Source organism: Hydrogenophaga pseudoflava, assembly GCF_031020795.1.
GTDB lineage: Bacteria > Pseudomonadota > Gammaproteobacteria > Burkholderiales > Burkholderiaceae_C > Hydrogenophaga > Hydrogenophaga pseudoflava_A.
This window is the reverse complement of sequence record NZ_JAVHJP010000005.1, coordinates 103,989-119,720: the sequence shown is the minus strand read 5'-3', so window position 1 is coordinate 119,720 and position 15,732 is coordinate 103,989. Positions and strand designations below refer to the sequence as shown.

Below are 15,732 nucleotides of genomic sequence, written 5' to 3'. Positions count from 1 at the left end.
TCAAGACACCACACAAGGGAAACCAACATGAACATCATCGGACTGGACGCACTGCATTTCGCGGTCGACGACATCGCCGGCTGCACGCAGTACCTGCTGGACTACGGCCTCATCGACGCGGGTGGCGGCCGCTTCGAGGCCATCGACGGCACGGCCATCGTGATCGCCGACGAGAACGACCCGACGCTGCCCGCGCCGCCCAACGCCGGCTGCCGCTTGCGCAGGACGGTCATGGGTGTGGCCGCGCGCGCCGACCTCGATGCCATCGCCGCCGAGCTGGGGCGCGACCGCGAGGTGCGTGCCCTGCCCGACGGATCGATCGAATCGGTCGATGACGAGGGCTTTGTGATCGCCTTCCAGCTCAGCGTGCGCCGGCCGTTCGAAAAGGCCGGCGAGATCGCCAACGCGCCCGGCTCGCCCTTTCTGCGGCGGGTCAACCAGCTGGGCGTGAACGCACACTCGCCGCAGATCCGGCCGCGTTCGCTCTCGCACGTGGTCTATTTCGTCGCCGACCCGGTCAAGGCCGAGGCCTTCTATGTGCAGCGCCTGGGCTTTCGCTGCACCGACCGCTTCACCGGTGTCGGCCCCTTCCTGCAGCCGCAGGGCACGCAGGACCACCACACCCATTTCTTCATCGGCGCACCGGCGTTCATGAAGGGCTGCGAGCACTTCACCTTCCACTTCGCCGGCCCCAGCGAGGTGATGCAGAACGGCGCGCGCTTTGTCGAAAAGGGCTACCAGCCGTTCTGGGGCCCGGGCCGGCACCAGATGGGATCGAACTGGTTCTGGTACTTCAACAGCCCCTTCGGCTGCCACATGGAGATGGACGCCGACATGGACCTGCACGACGCGAGCTGGCAGCCGCGCGAGATGGCGGTCGGTGCCGAAGCCTCGCAGGCCTTCCTGCTGGGCTACCGCCAGAAGTGGGCGCCGGGCCCGGACACGCAGGAGAACGGCGCTTATGCCTGAGTCCGCCGTGCGCCTGTGCGCGCTGGCCGATCTGCCCGACGGCGGCGCGCGCGGCTTCGACCCGGCGGGCCGGGGTCGCGCCACCGTGTTCGCGGTGCGCCGTGGCGCGCAGGTGCAGCTCTGGGCCGACCGTTGCCCACACCACGGCACGCCGCTGCCATGGCGCCGCGACGCCTACCTGAACGCCGCGGGCGACCGCATCGTCTGCGCCGCCCATGGCGCGTTGTTCGAACTCGACAGTGGCCTGTGCGTGCAGGGCCCCTGTCTTGGCGACCGGCTGACCCCGGTGCCATTCACCCTGACCCCGCAGGGTGATCTGATGCTCGCACCGCCACCCGACCTGCAAATCCCCACAAAGACCCCAGGAGACAAAACATGAACCTCGTTGCACCACGCATCCTCATCATCGGCGGAGGCTTCTCCGGCATGTCGGCCGCCATCGAACTGCGCAAGCAGGGCGCCGAGGTCGACCTGGTCGAGATCGATCCCGGCTGGCGCAGCTACGGCGCCGGCATCAGCCTGGGCGGCGCCACGCTGCGTGCCTTGCGCTCCCTGGGCGTGCTGGACGCTTTCCTGGAACACGGCAGCGCCGCCGACGGCGTGCAGCTGTGTCTGCCCCACGGCCCCAAGGTGGCCGAGCTGCCCACGCCGCGCATCGCCGGCACCGACATTCCGGGCGGCGGCGCCATCATGCGGCCGGTGCTGGCCCGCATCCTGGCCGAGGCCACGCGGGCCAGCGGCACCAACGTGCGCCTGGGCTGCACCTTCACCGCCATCGAGCAGGACGCCGACGGCGTGGAAGTGAGCTTCACCGACGGCAGCCGCCAGCGTTACGACCTGGTCATCGGCGCCGACGGCCTGTACTCCACGGTGCGCGAGGCGGTGTTCCCGCAGGCGCCCAAGCCCCAGTACAGCGGCCAGGCCGTCTGGCGGGCCGTGCTGCCGCGGCCACCCGAAATCGAGACCTGCGTCATGTGGATGGGGCCGCGCATCAAGCCCGGCGTGAACCCGGTCTCGAAAACCGAGATGTACCTCTTCGTCACCGAGCCGTGCCCCACCAAACAGCACGTCGACCCCGCCACGTTCGTGGACCACCTGCGCGGCCTGCTGGCCGACTTCTCCGCGCCCGCGCTGTTGGCCATCCGCGAGCAGATCGGTCCGGATTCGCAAATCATCTACCGACCGCTCGAAGGCCTGCTGATGCCGCGCCCCTGGTTCAGTGGCCGCGTGGTGCTGATCGGCGACACGGTGCACGCCACCACGCCGCACCTGGCCTCGGGCGCCTGCATCGGCATCGAGGACGCGCTGGTGCTGGCCGAGGAACTGGCGCGTGCAACTGCAGTGGACCAGGCCCTGGCCGCGTTCGAGCAGCGGCGCTGGGAGCGCTGCCGCATGGTGGTGCAGAACTCGGCCCGCCTGGGCGAGATCGAGGTCGCTGGCGGCGACAAGGAAGAACACAGTCGGATCATGCGCGACTCGCTGATGGCGCTGGCCCAACCCATCTGAGAAGGAGTCCGCCATGAGCACACGCTCCACCAGCACCTTCGGCCATGTGGCCCTGATCGTCGCGCACTGCGCCGGCATGATCGACCTCATGGCGCTGCCCGTCTGGGTCGGCACCCTGATCCAATACTACAAGCTCGACCCCCAGCAGGCCGGCGGCCTTGCCACGCTGTTCCTGATCGGCGCCGTGCTCTCCAGCGTGTTCCTGGCCTCGCGCTTCCAGCGCGTCAAGGGGCGCTGGGTGGCCGCCGGCGGTTACGCGATCGCTGCCACCTGCTTCGGCCTGCTCTCGCAGCCGCTGGACTACACCACCATGGCCGTGCTGCACGCGGCCGGTGGCCTGGCGGCCGGTGCGGCGCTGAGCGCCACCCACGGCACCATCGCACGCAGCGCCAACCCACACCTGAAGTTCGCCATGGTGGGCGTGGGCCTGGGCGTGTTTGCCGTGCTGTTCCTGGGCACCTCGCCCAAGGCCATCGCCGCGGCGGGTGGCTACCTGCTGTTTGCCATCTTCGGTGCGGTGATGCTGCTGGCGGCCCTGGTCTGCGCCATCGGCTTCCCCGAGCCCGAGCTCGCACCGGCAGACCGCCAGGGCGCGCCGGTGGCCACCATTCCGCGCGCCGTGTGGTTCGGCATCCTGGGCATCAGCGCCATGGCCCTGGTGCAGTCCATGATCTTCAGCTTCCTGGAGCGCGCTGGCAACGACCGGGGCTTCAGCCTGAACGCCATCACCGGCGTGCTGGTGGTGCTGGGCTTCGTCAACCTGCTGCCGGCCGCGCTGGCGGCCTTTTTCGAGAAGCGCTGGAGCGCACGCCGCGTGCTGCTGGTGGGACCGGTGATCCAGGCCCTGCTGGCGGCGACCATCATGAACGCACCCGGCTTCTACGCCTTCGCCGGCGCGGCCTCGGTCTTTGTCGCGGTGATGATCTTCACCCACACCTTCGCCTTCGGCCTGATGGCCCGGCTCGAACCCAGCGGCCGCGCCATGGCCGCCACGCCCGCCATGCTGATGGTGGGCGCGGCCATCGGCCCGGTGCTGGGGGGCACCCTTGTCAAGACCGCCGGCTACGGCAGTCTGGGTCTGGCGGCGCTGCTCATCGGCAGCCTGGCCGTCTTGTGCATGTCCCGCCTGCCGGGGCATGCACCTTCTTCCTTGGCCCAGGAACCGGCATGAAACCCCTGCGCCGCTTTGTCGACCTCTCCATCTACCTGGAAAACGACGTGCTCTCCGACCCGCCCCCGCTGGCACCGAAGATCACGTACCAGAAACACGCCGACACCCTGCCCGAGTTCATGGCCATGCTGCCCGGCACACAGCCCGAGGACTACCCCGACGGCGAGGCCGCGGCCGCGGAGTGGGTGACCCTGACCACGCACAACGGCACCCACCTGGACGCGCCCTGGCACTTCCACTCCACGCAGGACGCGAAGAACGGCGGCAGCCGGCCCTCGATCACCATCGACCAGGTGCCGCTGGAGTGGTGCTTCCAGCCCGGCGTGAAGCTGGACTTCCGCCGCTTCCCCGACGGCTATGTGGCCACCGCGGCCGATGTCGAGGCCGAGCTGCAGCGCATCGGGCACACGCTGGAGCCGCTGGACATCGTGGTGGTCAACACCCGCGCCGGCAGCCGCTACGGCCACAACGACTACCTGGGCGCCGGCTGCGGCATGGGCTATGAGGCCACCATGTACCTGCTCGAACGCGGCGTGCGCCTGACCGGCACCGACGCCTGGAGCTGGGACGCGCCCTTCTCGCACACAGCGAAGAAGGTCGCCGAGACCGGCAACAAGGCCCTGATCTGGGAGGGCCACAAGGCCGGTCGCGACATCGGTTACTGCCACCTGGAAAAACTGCACAACCTCGAAGCCGTTCCGGCCACGGGTTTCACCATCAGCTGTTTCCCGCACAAGATCCGCGGCGCCAGTGCCGGCTGGACGCGGGCCGTGGCGATTTTTGAAGACTGATTGAAAAGGACATGCCGTGAGCTTTCCCCCCATTTACCGCGTCGTCACCGGCCACAGCGCCGACGGCAAGGCCGTCGTCACCAGCAGCGGCCCGCTGCCCAACGTGGTCGAGATCGCCGCCATCCCCGGCACACTGTTCCACGAGGTCTGGAGCACCGCCGCCACCCCGGCCCCGGTCGACAACGGCGCCGACCCGACGCTGGGTCCGCTGATGCTGCCGCCGCCCAAGCAGGGCACGCGCATGCGCTTCGTCGACATCCCGCCCGACACGGCGGAGTTCCTGTCGCAGGGGGCCGGCAAGATGAAGGGCGCCTTCGCACAGATCGGCGACGAGAAGGCCTCGACCGTGAAGGCCGATTCGCCGCACCCGCTGATGCACCGCACCGAGAGCGTGGACTACGGTGTCGTCATCGAAGGCGAGATCACCCTGGTGCTCGACGAGGGCGAGGTGCTGCTCATGCCCGGCAGCGTGGTCGTGCAGCGTGGCACCAACCACGCCTGGGCGAACCGGTCGGGCAAGCCCTGCCGCATGCTGTTCGTGCTGATCGACGGCGTCTACGACCCGGCCATTGCCGCGGCCCTGGCCTGATGGTGTTGAAGGACGACCGATGAAATTCGCAACCCTGCGCGACGGCCGCCTGCTGCTCGTCTCCCGTGACCTGACCCGCGCGGTGCCCGCCGGCCCCGTGGCGAGCAGCCTGCTCGACGCCCTGCAACGCTGGGACGCCGTGGCGCTGCCGCTGGCCGACCTGTACGAATCGCTCAACGCCGGCTCCGCGCCCGGCGCTTTCGACTTCGACCCGAGCACCTGCACGGCGCCGCTGCCGCGCAGCCCGCAGTGGCTGGACGGCTCGGCCTTCCTGAACCACGGCCGCCTGATGGAGGAGGCCTTCAACTTGTCGCCCATCCCCCACTTCGACAGCGTGCCGGTGATGTACCAGGGCGCGAGCGACGACTTCCTCGGACCGACCGACGACGTGCCCCTGCCCAGCGAGGCCGACGGCATCGACTTCGAGGGCGAGTTCGGCGTGGTCACCGGGCCGGTGCCCATGGGCGCCTCGCCCGAGGCGGCGCTGGCCTGCGTGCGCCTGGTGGTGCAGATCAACGACTGGAGCCTGCGCGCGCTGGGCCCGCACGAGATGAAGACCGGCTTCGGCTTCCTGCAGGCCAAACCGTCCACCGCCTTCGCGCCCGTGGCGGTCACGCCCGACGAGCTGGGCGGCGCCTGGCGCGACGGCCGGGTGCAGATGCGGCTGCAGGTGCAGTGGAACGGCGAGCGCTTTGGCGAACCGCACGGCGGCGAGATGAACTTCCACTTCGGCCAGCTCGTCGCCCACGCCGCCCGCACGCGCCGACTGACCGCCGGGTGCATCGTCGGCTCCGGCACGGTCAGCAACAAGGCACGTTCGGCCGGCAGTGCGTGCATCGCGGAGCGCCGTGTGATCGAGAAGATCGACCAGGGCGAGATCCGCACCGGGTTCATGAAGTTCGGCGACCGCGTGCGCATGCAGGCGCTGTTCGAGGACGGCCGGCCCGGCCCCTTCGGCGTGATCGACCAGCGCGTGGTGGCGGGGTGAAGGGAGCTCCGCGATGCATATGCTGATCACCGGCGCAGCGGGGTTTCTGGGGCGGGCCCTGGCGCAGCGCCTGCAGCCCGACAGCCGGCTGGGCGAGCGGACCGTCACCCGGCTCACGCTGCTGGACCTGGCATTCGACGGCCAGCCGCCGGAGGGCGTGCGGCACTGCGCCGGCGACATGGGCGACGCCGGCTGGCTGCGCGGCGTGTTGGAAGAGGGGCCGCCCATCGACGCGCTGTTCCACCTCGCCAGCATCCCCGGCGGCACCGCCGAACAGAACTACCCGCTGGCGCGCTGCGTCAATCTGGAGGCCACGCAGACCCTGCTGGAGCACGGGCAGCGGCAGGTGGCCGCCGGCCATCGCGCGCCGGTGTTCGTGTTCGCCAGCTCCATCGCGGTGTTCGGCCACATGCCCACGGTGGTGGACGACGACACACCCTGCCGTCCGCAGATGACCTACGGCACCCAGAAGCGCATCGGCGAGCTGTGGGTGGAGGATTTCAGCCGGCGCGGCTGGGTCGATGGCCGGGCCGTGCGCATCCCGGGCGTGCTGGCCCGTCCGCCCGCGCGCACCGGCCAGCTCTCCGCCTTCCTCAGCGACCTCATCCGCGAACTGGCGGCGGGCCGGGCCTTCACCTGCCCCACCGGGCCGGACGCCACCACCTGGGCGTCCTCATTGCCCTGTGTGGTCGAACAGTTGCTGCACGCGGCCCGTTTCGACGTGGCGGCCACGGAGGGCCACCGGGTGCTGACGCTGCCCACCCTGCGCTTTGCCATGGCCGACTTGGTGCAGGCGGTCGGTCGTGTGCATGGTGTGCCCGCCGCCGACCTGGTGCGCTGGGCGCCCGACGCGCGCATCGAAACCCTGTTCGGGCGCTTCCCGCCGCTGGTCACGCCGCACGCCGAGGCGGCGGGCTTCCGGGCGGATGCGGACCTGGAGGCGCTGGTGCGGCAGGCGCTCGCGTCTGGCTGAAGGAGGGCGGTTGCAGACCATCCTCGATTCCAAGTGGCACCTGTTCGCAAAGGTCGCTGAACTGGGCAGCCTGTCGCGCGCCTCGGCCGCGCTGGACCTGCCCCAGTCGGTGGTCAGCCGGCACATCGCTCAGCTGGAGGCGGAGTCCGGTAGCCGGCTGTTCCGCAGGACCGGGCGTGGCGTCGTGCTGACGGAGCTGGGCGAGCGCATCTACCCCCGTGTCAAGGCGCTGATCCGCGAGGGCGAACAGCTGGCCGACGACATACGCACCAGCCGGGGCGTTCCCATGGGCGAGGTCCGCCTCGGTCTGCTGCCCTCGACCGTGGCCCTGCTCGCCGGCCCGCTGTTTGCCGAATCCCGACAACGCTTTCCGGAGGTGCAGCTGCACATCACCGAAGGCTCCAGCGCGCAGCTGGAAGAGTGGCTCAACGAAGGCCGGCTGGATCTCGCGCTGCTGCTGCGCGAGGACCACACCGCGCGCGCGGACGAGCCGGTGCTGACCACGCTGCCGCTGCTGCTGGTGGTGCCCCTGGGCCACGCGCTCGCGGGGCGCCAGTCCATCGCCTTCAGGGACGTGCTGACCCTGCCCCTGGTGCTGCCGTCGCCTCCCCACCCCCTGCGCGCGCGGCTGGAGACGCTGGCGCGGCAGCATGGTGCGGCGCTGACGGTCGCGGCGGAGGCCGACTCCATCCACCTCCAGCACGAGATCGTGGCGCACGGCGGCGGCCTGGCCATCACGGCGGGCCAGCTGAGCGAGCCACAGCGCCAGCGGCTGGCCACCCTGCTCATCGTCGACCCGGTGCTGCCCCGTTCGGTGGTGCTGGGCACCACGCTGCACCGGCCCTCCACGCAGGCCCTGCGCGAGGTGTCCCGGCTCATCCTGGAAACGGCGCCGGCCTTGCTGACGCCGTAAGGCCCGGGCGCTCAGCCGTCCGGAATCCGGATAGCTGCTTTCGCGTCCACAGGCTCGCTCGAAGGGCCACCCATCCCTAGCATGCGTCTCCATTCACAGGAGACATGCCTTGGGAGCTTCCCACCCCGATGCGGCCATCGCCGTGCCGCCGACCCTTTTTCTTTCCGACGCCGATGTCGCCGGCCTGACCGACTGGCCCTCGGCCATCCGCGCGCTGCACCAGGCCTACGCCGGCGGCGTCAGCCCGGCCATGGTGCCGCCGCGGTCCATGGCCCGCGGCGACGGCCTGTGGCTGCGCGCGCTCACCGCCGTGTCGCCCTCGGGTGGCCACCTGGGCTGCAAGCTGATCTCGGCGTCGATGACGCACCGCCGGGCCAGCTACCTCATCTCGCTGTTCGACCAGACCACGATGGGTCTGGCCGCCCTGATCGATGGCAACCGGATCACCGGCATCCGCACCGCCGCCACGGCCGCGGTCGCCATCGACACGGCGGCGCCCCGGCGCCCGCTGCGCGTGGCCATGATCGGCGCGGGCTTCGAGGCCCGCGGGCTGCTGCTGGCCCTGGCCTCGGTCCGCGCGCTGGCGGCGGTACGGGTCTTCAGCCCCACGCCCGCCAGCCGTGAGCGCTTTGCCGCCGACATGCGCAGCCAGGCGTCGCTGAACGTGGAGCCGGCCGTCGCAGCGCAGGACGCGGTGCGGGGTGCCGACGTGGTGCTGTGCGCCGCGCGCAGCCGCGACGAGTCGCCCGTGCTGCGGGGTGAGTGGCTGGAACCCGGCATGACCGTGGTGTCCGTCGGCTCCACCCTGCCCGAGCAGCGCGAGGTGGACGAGCAGGTGCTGGCGCGGGCCGCCCTCATCGTCGCCGACATGGTCGACGAGGTGGCGCACGATACCGGCGACCTGCTGGCCGCGCACCGGGCCGGTGTCGATGTGTCGTCCCGGCTGGTCTCGCTCAGCGACTTTGTGTCGGGCCAGGCCGTGCGCCAGAACGCCGCCGACATCGTGGTCTACAAGTCCGTCGGCTCCGCCCTGCAGGACGTCGTCACCGCCGAGATGCTGCTGGCCCGCGCCCGCGAACAGGGTGTGGGCATACCGCTCGCCCACAGCATCGTCCCCGTCTCCAAGTAACCCGTCCCGCCTCCACAAGGAACACCATGGCTTCGTACCAACGCAAAGACGCCCGCGCCTGGGCCCGTGAACATCTGTTGGGCTGCTCCGCAGTCACCATCCCGTCCTATTCGGCCGACCTCAGCCGGCTCAACGAGCGCGGCATCCGCCACGACATCGAGCTGACCCAGAAGCTGGGCTTCACCTACACGCTGCTGTGCTCCGAGGTCGCGATCACCGCCGAAGAGAACGCGCAGTTCACCGCGCTGGCGCGCGACACCGCCGGTGGCCAGCTGGGCCTGTTCTTCCATGCCGCTTTCGGCACGCTGGCCGAGAACATCCGGGCCGTGAAGCTGGCCGAGAAGGCCGGTGCCGACCTGGTGCTGCTGTCGTACCCGTCGAACTTCTGGCCGACCAGCGAGCAGGAGATCCACGACTACACCAAGGCCTTCTGCGACGCCACCGACCTGGGCGTGATGCTGTTTCCCATCCCGACCTGGGGCTTCGAGCGCGTGCACCCGGCCGGCATGTCGGTGGAACTGGTGCGGCGCCTGCTGGCCGATTGCCCCAACATCGTGGCCATCAAGTCGGAACAGGGCTTCCCGCTGCCGGCCGGCATCTGCGAGATGTACCACCACTTCCGTGACGAGGTGGTGATCAGCTGCCCCATCGAGGCCGACGCGATTCCGCTGATGAGCCTGATGCAGCTGCAGTTCTCGGGCACCAGCAACACGCAGTGGATGGGCGACTACTACCCGCGCGCGTTCGAGCTGGCGCGCACCGGCCGCTGGGAAGAGGCGATGCAGCTGTACTGGAAGGTGAACCCGGCGCGCCAGGCCAACACCGCGGCCTCGGCCGCGTCGGCGCCGGCCATCGGCGCACTCAACCGCACGCAGTGGAAGTACCAGGACTGGCTGGCCGGCTTCAACGGCGGCCCGCTGCGCGCGCCCACGCTGCGCATCCCCGACCGCTTCATGAAGTCGCTGCGCCAGGGCCTGATGGCCTCGGGCTGCGAGGTCACGGCCGACCCCGATTCGGCGTTCATGACCGGCCGTCATCCCTGCTGATGGCAACAACGACCAGACAAGGAACAACCATGATCAAGATGATGGCAGCCCTCTGCCGCAAGCCCGGCATGACGCATGCCGAGTACCTGGCCTACGTGCAGCATGTGCACGGCGCGATCTCGAAAGAGCAGCCGGTCAAGCTGCGCCGCTACGTGCAGAACCACGTCTTCGACAGCGCCTACGGCAGCGGCGCCGACAGCGTGCACGCGATGACGATGGCACGCGACTCGATCACCGAGCTGTGGTGGGACAGCCCGCAGGACATGCAGGCCAACTTCGCACACGAGCATGTGCGCACGAAGGTGGGGCCCGATGCGGCCAACTTCGCCGACACCAGCCGCACGCTCAGCCTGGTGGCGGTGGAGGCCGAACAGCCGGTGCCGCAGCCCGGCCGCGCGGTCGGCGCCAAGGTCATGCAGTACCTGCGCATGGCCGACGGCCTGGACCTGGCGGTGTTCTTCGAGCGCTGGGCGCGGGCGCACGAACGCGCGCTGGCCGCGTCGCCCTTGGCGGCCGCCGCGATCCGGCGTTGCGTGCACAACCGCCAGGTCAGTGAGTTCAATCCGATGCTGGCGTACTTCGGCGCCAAGGACGTCCCGATCTACGAAGGCGTCGGCAGCCTGTGGTTCGACAGCACCGCCTCCGTGGGCACGTTCCGGGCGTACGAGCGCGCGCTGCTGGCGATCAATGCCGAAGCCGGAGCCGCGTTCTACGACCCTGCGCAGTCGTTCTTCGTCTGCGCGACCGAGGTGCTCATCTACGAGCGGCTCGAAGCCTGAAACGGATGCAAACCATGAAGACCCTGCTCAAAGACCCCGGCCTCTGGCGCGAAGCCGCGCTGATCGACGGCCAATGGGTCACCGACACGCCGCACGGCGCTTCGGATCTCTTCAATCCGGCCAACGGAGAACTGTTGGCCCGCCTCCCACGCTGCAAGGAGGCCGAAGTCACCCGCGCCGTGGAAGCCGCGGACAAGGCCTTCCGCAGCTGGCGCAAAACCACGGCCAAGCACCGTTCGCAGGTCCTGTACCGCTGGTGGCAGCTCATCGTGGACAGCAAGGACGACCTGGCCGCGCTGATCACGCTGGAGGAGGGCAAGCCCCTGGCCGAAGCGCACGGTGAAATCGACTACGCCGCCGGTTTTGTGCAGTGGTTCGCCGAAGAAGCCAAGCGCGTGCGCGGCGACGTGATCCCCGCCCCCAAGGACACGCAGCGCATCGTCGCCCTCAAGCAGCCCATCGGCGTCTGCGCGGCGATCACGCCCTGGAACTTCCCGGCCGCAATGATCGCCCGCAAGGCCGGCCCGGCGCTCGCCGCGGGCTGCACCATGGTGGTCAAGCCCGCCAGCCAGACCCCGTTGACGGCGCTGGCCCTGGGCGAACTCGCCCTGCGCGCGGGCGTGCCGGCCGGCGTGTTCAACGTGGTCACCGGCAGCGACACGCGCGCCATCGGGGGCGTGCTGACCGCGCACCCCCTAGTGCGCAAGCTCACCTTCACCGGCTCGACGGAAGTCGGCCGGGTCTTGCTGCAACAGTCCGCCGCCACCATCAAGAAGTGTTCGATGGAGCTGGGCGGCAACGCGCCCTGCATCGTGTTCGACGACGCGGACCTCGACCTCGCGGTCGAAGGCATCCTGGTGGCCAAGTTTCGCAACACAGGCCAGTCCTGCATCGCCGCCAACCGCGTGATGGTGCAGGACGGCATTCACGACGCGCTGGCGCGGCGCCTGGCCGAGCGCGTGGCGGGCCTGAAGGTCGGCCACGGTCTGGAAGACGGCGTGCAGATCGGGCCGATGATCGACGCGGCCGCCGTGCGCAAGGTCGAGGCGCACGTGGCCGACGCTGTCGCGGCCGGGGCGCGCGTGCTCACCGGCGGGCGGCGCCACGCCCTGGGGGGCGGCTTTTACGAACCCACGGTGCTCGCCGACGTGGGGCCCCGGATGGCCGTCGCGATCGAGGAAACCTTCGGCCCCGTGATGCCCCTGATCCGCTTCCACACCGACGACGAGGCGATCGCGATGGCCAACGACACCGAGTTCGGCCTGGCAGCCTACCTGTTCAGCCGGGACGCGTCCCGCATCTGGCGCACGGCCGAGGCCATCGAGTCCGGCATGGTGGGCATCAACACCGGTCTGATCTCGACCGAGGTCGCGCCCTTCGGTGGCGTCAAGCAGAGCGGCCTGGGGCGCGAAGGCTCCCAGTACGGCATCGACGAGTTCCTCGAAATCAAGTACCTGTGCTGGGACGGCATCGACCACCACTGATCGTCCTGTTCTCGAATCACAACCAGGAGACTCCCATGTTTGATCCCTCCAGGCGCCGCCTGCTCCAGACACTTGCCGGCGCGGCCCTGCTCGGCGCGTCGGCCGCGGCGTCGGCGCAATCCGTCGCAGGTCCCGGCGTCATCAAAGTGGTCGTGCCCTTCGTGGCGGGCGGCATCACCGACCAGGTGGCGCGGGGCGTTCTGGACCGCGTGTCGAAGTCGCTGGCGCAGACCCTGGTCATCGAGAACCGCCCTGGGGCGGGTTCGCGCATCGGCTCCGAGGCCGTCATGCGCGCCGACCCGGACGGCACGACCCTGCTCTTCACCAACCCCAGCTACACCATCCTGCCCATCACGGACTCGGCGGTGAAGTACGACCCGGTGAAGGCGCTGGCGCCTGTGGCCCTGGTGGGCACCTACGGCCTGCCCGTGGCGGTGAGCACCCGGTTGCCCGTCAACACCCTCGGCGAGTTCATCGCCCACGCCCGCAAGCACCCCGGCAAGCTGAGCTACGGCAGCGCGGGCATGGGCAGCGGGGCCCACTTTGCCGGCGAGTTCTTCCAGAGCCTGACGGGCACGGAGATGGTCCATGTGCCGTACAAGTCCACCGCGGCCGCCATCATCGACGTCGCAGGCGGGGTGCTGGACCTGACCTTCGACGCCACCGCCAAGTCCTATGCCGATGCAGGCAAGGTGAAGATCGTCGCGGTCACCGGCACACACCGCGACCCGCGCCTGCCCGGCGTCCCCACGGCGGCGGAAAGCGGTCTCAAGGACTTTGTCCTCGGGTCCTGGCTGGGCCTGTTCGCCCCGGTGGGCACGCCGGCTGCGGTGGTGGAGCGGCTGAACAAGGCCGTCAACGCAGCGCTGGCCGACCCCGGCCTGACCAAACAGATGGAAGACCTGGGCATCACCGCCGCCAGCGGGTCGCCCTCGGCGCTGGCCAGCGCGGTCCAGCAGGACATGGTGCTCTACCGGCGCATCGCCAACGATGCCAGGCTGACGTTCAAGGAGTAGGGCCGGGCGGAAGGCGGGCGGGTCAGGGCGCCAGTCCCAGCTGCCGGCGCACGTGCGCCAGCAGCCCCTCGCTGCCGTCCTCGACCAGGTCGAGCACGTGCTCGAACCCGTCCGGCCCGCCCTGGTACGGGTCGGGCACGACGGGGCTGTCGTGCCGCTCGCAGAACTCGGCGAAACGGCGCAGCTTGCGGATGTGCCGGGGCGGGCACAGCCGCTCGGCCGCCACGTGGTTGTCCCAGTCCATCACCAGCACCAGGTCGAAGGCTTCGAAGTCGTCCGCCGTCAGCTGGCGCGCGCGCTGGTTCGACAGGTCGTAGCCGCGCCGCAGCGCGTGCGCCTGGCTGCGGTGGTCGGGCGGTGAGCCCGCGTGGTAGCCCAGCGTGCCGGCCGAGTCCACGTCGACCCGGTCGGCCAGGCCGGCCGCACGGACCTTCGCCTCCAACACGCCTTGGGCGGTGGGGCTGCGGCAGATGTTGCCCATGCAGACGAAAAGAATGCGGTAGCGGGAAGGAGTCGTGGCGTTCATGGCCTGCATTTGAACCGCAAACACGTGACTTTTCCGGGTATTCAACCCCCGGGGCTCGCGACTATGCTGTCCACTGGGCACGGCTCGCCGCGGTGGCGCGCCGGCACGGGCGATCGATCACCTCTCTATCTGACACCGGGACCGACATGGCCAGCGATCTGGACACGGTGCGCGTGCTGCGCGCGCTCTTCAACGACCTGCCGCGCGCGCCGCAGGGTCTGTCGCACGAGGCGACGATGGACTGGATCCGCCGCACCATGACCGATTACCCCGGCGGCGACCTGGCCTACACGCTGGAGCACATCACCCGCAACTCGCTGCTGGACATCGTGCTGCGCCTGCGCGAGGACGGCTACCTCAAGGACGACGCCGCCTTCGACCAGGCGGTCGAGCAGCTGTCCAAACCCGAAGGCCGCAAGACCTTCATGGACTGGGTCATCAACGCGCAGAAGAGCGTGGACGCCACCGCGCGCCTGCTCAACCGCGCCAAACGCGCCTGGAGCGAACCCGAGCCGCTGTTCGTGGCCGACCCCGTGGCGGTCAGCCGCTTCATCGACGACCGCCCGACCGGGCCGGGTGCGATGTTCACCGAGTTCGCGATGCGCGACGACGTGCGCGAGGTCGGCGTGTTCGACACCGAGCCGGACGCGGTCCACGAGTTCGACTGGGGTTTCATCACCGAAGAGCCCGGCGCCTGGAACGTCTACGTGGCCGAAATCTGGCGCAAGGGCACCGTCGGCCACTTCGATCGCATGCTCGGCGCCTGGCGCCTGGAAACCACCCACGCCCTGCCCGAAGGCCAGCTGCGCGCACCGCACGTGCCACTGGGCCTGACCGAAGACATCGGCATCACCCGCTTCTGCGCCTTCACCCTGCACGCCAAAACCAAACCGGCCGACCCGGCCGTGCGCCGCTGGGTCGGCGAGGTGTTCATCACCCACATGCTGCCGGTGATGGCGGCGCGCGCGCTGGACGAGAACTACGACTTTCCGGCCAGGGTCATGGAACTGAACTAGGCCCCCACGCTCCGCCGCTGCGCGGGTCGCTGCCCCTCGAGGGGGTGTGAATCCAGCTTGGGGCGGCCCGGCGCTGGATTCATAGGCCTCACGCCTCGTACAGCTCCAGCGGCAGGCCGTCCGGGTCGCTGAAAAAGGTGAAGCGCCGGCCGGTGTACTCGTCCACCCGCACCGGCTCCACCGCCACCCCCTGCGCCTCCAGCCGCGCCTTGCAGGCCGGCACATCGTCGACCACGAACGCCAGATGCCGCAGGCCCTGCGCCTCGGGGTAGGACGGGCGCGGCGGCGCGCTGGGGAAGGAGAACAGCTCCACCTGCGAGCCGTCGGGCAGACCCAGGTCCAGCTTCCAGGAATTGCGCGCTTCGCGGAAGTGCTCGGCAATGACCGTCAGGCCCAGAACCTCGGTGTAGAAGCGCCTGGAGCGCTGGTAGTCGGAGCAGATGATGGCGGCGTGGTGGATTCTTTGAAGCATGGAGCAGGTGCGATTGAACAAGGTGATTGAGCTTTGCGGCGGAGTGCGTTGCTTTGCCGAACCGTGCCCTTGATGCATTGATAGCGGCTCTTCCTGCTCGTGAATCACGTGTCCGCTTTGATAGTCGGTAACTCTTTCAAGATAGTGATCATTTTCACGATCAATCACGCGCAGGTGATGGACGAATTTTTGTCTCATACGCGAGAAGCTGGGCAATGAGCGCTCTTCAATAAACGGCTTTTTCTCGTTCGGTCGCTTCCCCTTCAGGGCATATCCGTCGTGCACTACAACTCTCTCGACCATAGAGATTGAGTATGTTCTTTTGGTGCTGCCACAAACCGGGCAAAGGCGAGGGTCATGGGGA

Annotated in this window: 17 protein-coding genes; 15 read left to right on the top strand and 2 right to left on the bottom strand. The window is 69.4% G+C overall.

Annotated features, from left to right (window positions below; all coding sequences use genetic code 11):
* Window positions 1-27 precede the first annotated feature (27 nt).
* The 14 genes from RCO38_RS16865 to RCO38_RS16800 all read left to right on the top strand — a co-directional run bounded on the left by RCO38_RS16865 (window position 28) and on the right by RCO38_RS16800 (window position 13,354).
* Window positions 28-969, top strand: coding sequence for a VOC family protein (locus tag RCO38_RS16865; protein ID WP_308329511.1), 942 nt, complete (start codon window positions 28-30; stop codon window positions 967-969).
* On the top strand, window positions 962-1,348 hold the full coding sequence (locus RCO38_RS16860) for a Rieske (2Fe-2S) protein (protein WP_308329510.1): 387 nt from the start codon (window positions 962-964) through the stop codon (window positions 1,346-1,348). The genes RCO38_RS16865 and RCO38_RS16860 overlap by 8 nt, the downstream gene beginning before the upstream one ends.
* Entirely contained in the window at window positions 1,345-2,475 is a 1,131-nt protein-coding gene (locus tag RCO38_RS16855; protein WP_308329509.1) for an FAD-dependent oxidoreductase, read from the top strand. The genes RCO38_RS16860 and RCO38_RS16855 overlap by 4 nt, the downstream gene beginning before the upstream one ends.
* 13 nt (window positions 2,476-2,488) lie before the next feature.
* Window positions 2,489-3,646: an MFS transporter gene (locus RCO38_RS16850; RefSeq protein WP_308329508.1), complete on the top strand. Its 1,158-nt coding sequence runs from the start codon at window positions 2,489-2,491 to the stop codon at window positions 3,644-3,646.
* Window positions 3,643-4,437: a cyclase family protein gene (locus tag RCO38_RS16845; RefSeq protein WP_308329507.1), complete on the top strand. Its 795-nt coding sequence runs from the start codon at window positions 3,643-3,645 to the stop codon at window positions 4,435-4,437. Before RCO38_RS16850 ends, RCO38_RS16845 begins: the two co-directional genes overlap by 4 nt.
* Before the next feature lie 16 nt (window positions 4,438-4,453).
* On the top strand, window positions 4,454-5,026 hold the full coding sequence (locus RCO38_RS16840; protein ID WP_308329506.1) for a cupin domain-containing protein: 573 nt from the start codon (window positions 4,454-4,456) through the stop codon (window positions 5,024-5,026).
* A gap of 19 nt (window positions 5,027-5,045) precedes the next feature.
* Window positions 5,046-6,014, top strand: coding sequence for a fumarylacetoacetate hydrolase family protein (locus RCO38_RS16835; RefSeq protein WP_308329505.1), 969 nt, complete (start codon window positions 5,046-5,048; stop codon window positions 6,012-6,014).
* Window positions 6,015-6,027: 13 nt separating this feature from the next.
* On the top strand, window positions 6,028-6,987 hold the full coding sequence (locus tag RCO38_RS16830; protein ID WP_308329504.1) for an NAD-dependent epimerase/dehydratase family protein: 960 nt from the start codon (window positions 6,028-6,030) through the stop codon (window positions 6,985-6,987).
* A gap of 10 nt (window positions 6,988-6,997) precedes the next feature.
* On the top strand, window positions 6,998-7,900 hold the full coding sequence (locus RCO38_RS16825) for a LysR family transcriptional regulator (protein WP_308329503.1): 903 nt from the start codon (window positions 6,998-7,000) through the stop codon (window positions 7,898-7,900).
* Window positions 7,901-8,009: 109 nt separating this feature from the next.
* On the top strand, window positions 8,010-9,029 hold the full coding sequence (locus RCO38_RS16820; RefSeq protein ID WP_308329502.1) for an ornithine cyclodeaminase family protein: 1,020 nt from the start codon (window positions 8,010-8,012) through the stop codon (window positions 9,027-9,029).
* 26 nt (window positions 9,030-9,055) lie between these two features.
* Window positions 9,056-10,075: a dihydrodipicolinate synthase family protein gene (locus tag RCO38_RS16815; protein ID WP_308329501.1), complete on the top strand. Its 1,020-nt coding sequence runs from the start codon at window positions 9,056-9,058 to the stop codon at window positions 10,073-10,075.
* 29 nt (window positions 10,076-10,104) lie between these two features.
* Window positions 10,105-10,854, top strand: a complete 750-nt coding sequence (locus RCO38_RS16810; protein ID WP_308329500.1) for an EthD domain-containing protein — start codon at window positions 10,105-10,107, stop codon at window positions 10,852-10,854.
* 14 nt (window positions 10,855-10,868) lie between these two features.
* Complete coding sequence (locus RCO38_RS16805) at window positions 10,869-12,338, top strand: NAD-dependent succinate-semialdehyde dehydrogenase (protein ID WP_308329499.1); 1,470 nt, start codon at window positions 10,869-10,871, stop codon at window positions 12,336-12,338.
* Window positions 12,339-12,373: 35 nt separating this feature from the next.
* Window positions 12,374-13,354, top strand: coding sequence for a Bug family tripartite tricarboxylate transporter substrate binding protein (locus RCO38_RS16800; RefSeq protein ID WP_308329498.1), 981 nt, complete (start codon window positions 12,374-12,376; stop codon window positions 13,352-13,354).
* Window positions 13,355-13,376: 22 nt separating this feature from the next.
* On the opposite strand, the gene RCO38_RS16795 is transcribed toward RCO38_RS16800, so the two are convergent.
* Complete coding sequence (locus RCO38_RS16795) at window positions 13,377-13,880, bottom strand: low molecular weight protein-tyrosine-phosphatase (protein ID WP_308329497.1); 504 nt, start codon at window positions 13,878-13,880, stop codon at window positions 13,377-13,379.
* A gap of 146 nt (window positions 13,881-14,026) precedes the next feature.
* On the opposite strand from RCO38_RS16795, the gene RCO38_RS16790 reads away from it, so the two are divergent.
* On the top strand, window positions 14,027-14,896 hold the full coding sequence (locus RCO38_RS16790) for a hypothetical protein (RefSeq protein WP_308329496.1): 870 nt from the start codon (window positions 14,027-14,029) through the stop codon (window positions 14,894-14,896).
* 88 nt (window positions 14,897-14,984) lie between these two features.
* Here RCO38_RS16790 and gloA2 read toward each other — a convergent pair whose 3' ends face one another.
* Window positions 14,985-15,368 carry an SMU1112c/YaeR family gloxylase I-like metalloprotein gene (gene gloA2 / locus RCO38_RS16785; protein WP_308329495.1) on the bottom strand — a complete coding sequence of 128 codons (384 nt, stop codon included), beginning with the start codon at window positions 15,366-15,368 and terminating at the stop codon, window positions 14,985-14,987.
* Window positions 15,369-15,732: the final 364 nt, after the last annotated feature.

Bases quoted from the DNA above. Each gene is read 5' to 3' on its own strand.
- RCO38_RS16860 (WP_308329510.1), top strand. From the start codon at position 962: ATGCCTGAGTCCGCCGTGCGCCTGTGCGCGCTGGCCGATCTGCCCGAC.
- RCO38_RS16865 (WP_308329511.1), top strand. From the start codon at position 28: ATGAACATCATCGGACTGGACGCACTGCATTTCGCGGTCGACGACATC.
- RCO38_RS16795 (WP_308329497.1), bottom strand. From the start codon at position 13,880: ATGAACGCCACGACTCCTTCCCGCTACCGCATTCTTTTCGTCTGCATG.
- gloA2 (WP_308329495.1), bottom strand. From the start codon at position 15,368: ATGCTTCAAAGAATCCACCACGCCGCCATCATCTGCTCCGACTACCAG.
- RCO38_RS16855 (WP_308329509.1), top strand. From the start codon at position 1,345: ATGAACCTCGTTGCACCACGCATCCTCATCATCGGCGGAGGCTTCTCC.
- RCO38_RS16810 (WP_308329500.1), top strand. From the start codon at position 10,105: ATGATCAAGATGATGGCAGCCCTCTGCCGCAAGCCCGGCATGACGCAT.
- RCO38_RS16805 (WP_308329499.1), top strand. From the start codon at position 10,869: ATGAAGACCCTGCTCAAAGACCCCGGCCTCTGGCGCGAAGCCGCGCTG.
- RCO38_RS16830 (WP_308329504.1), top strand. From the start codon at position 6,028: ATGCATATGCTGATCACCGGCGCAGCGGGGTTTCTGGGGCGGGCCCTG.
- RCO38_RS16815 (WP_308329501.1), top strand. From the start codon at position 9,056: ATGGCTTCGTACCAACGCAAAGACGCCCGCGCCTGGGCCCGTGAACAT.
- RCO38_RS16800 (WP_308329498.1), top strand. From the start codon at position 12,374: ATGTTTGATCCCTCCAGGCGCCGCCTGCTCCAGACACTTGCCGGCGCG.
- RCO38_RS16790 (WP_308329496.1), top strand. From the start codon at position 14,027: ATGGCCAGCGATCTGGACACGGTGCGCGTGCTGCGCGCGCTCTTCAAC.
- RCO38_RS16845 (WP_308329507.1), top strand. From the start codon at position 3,643: ATGAAACCCCTGCGCCGCTTTGTCGACCTCTCCATCTACCTGGAAAAC.
- RCO38_RS16835 (WP_308329505.1), top strand. From the start codon at position 5,046: ATGAAATTCGCAACCCTGCGCGACGGCCGCCTGCTGCTCGTCTCCCGT.
- RCO38_RS16850 (WP_308329508.1), top strand. From the start codon at position 2,489: ATGAGCACACGCTCCACCAGCACCTTCGGCCATGTGGCCCTGATCGTC.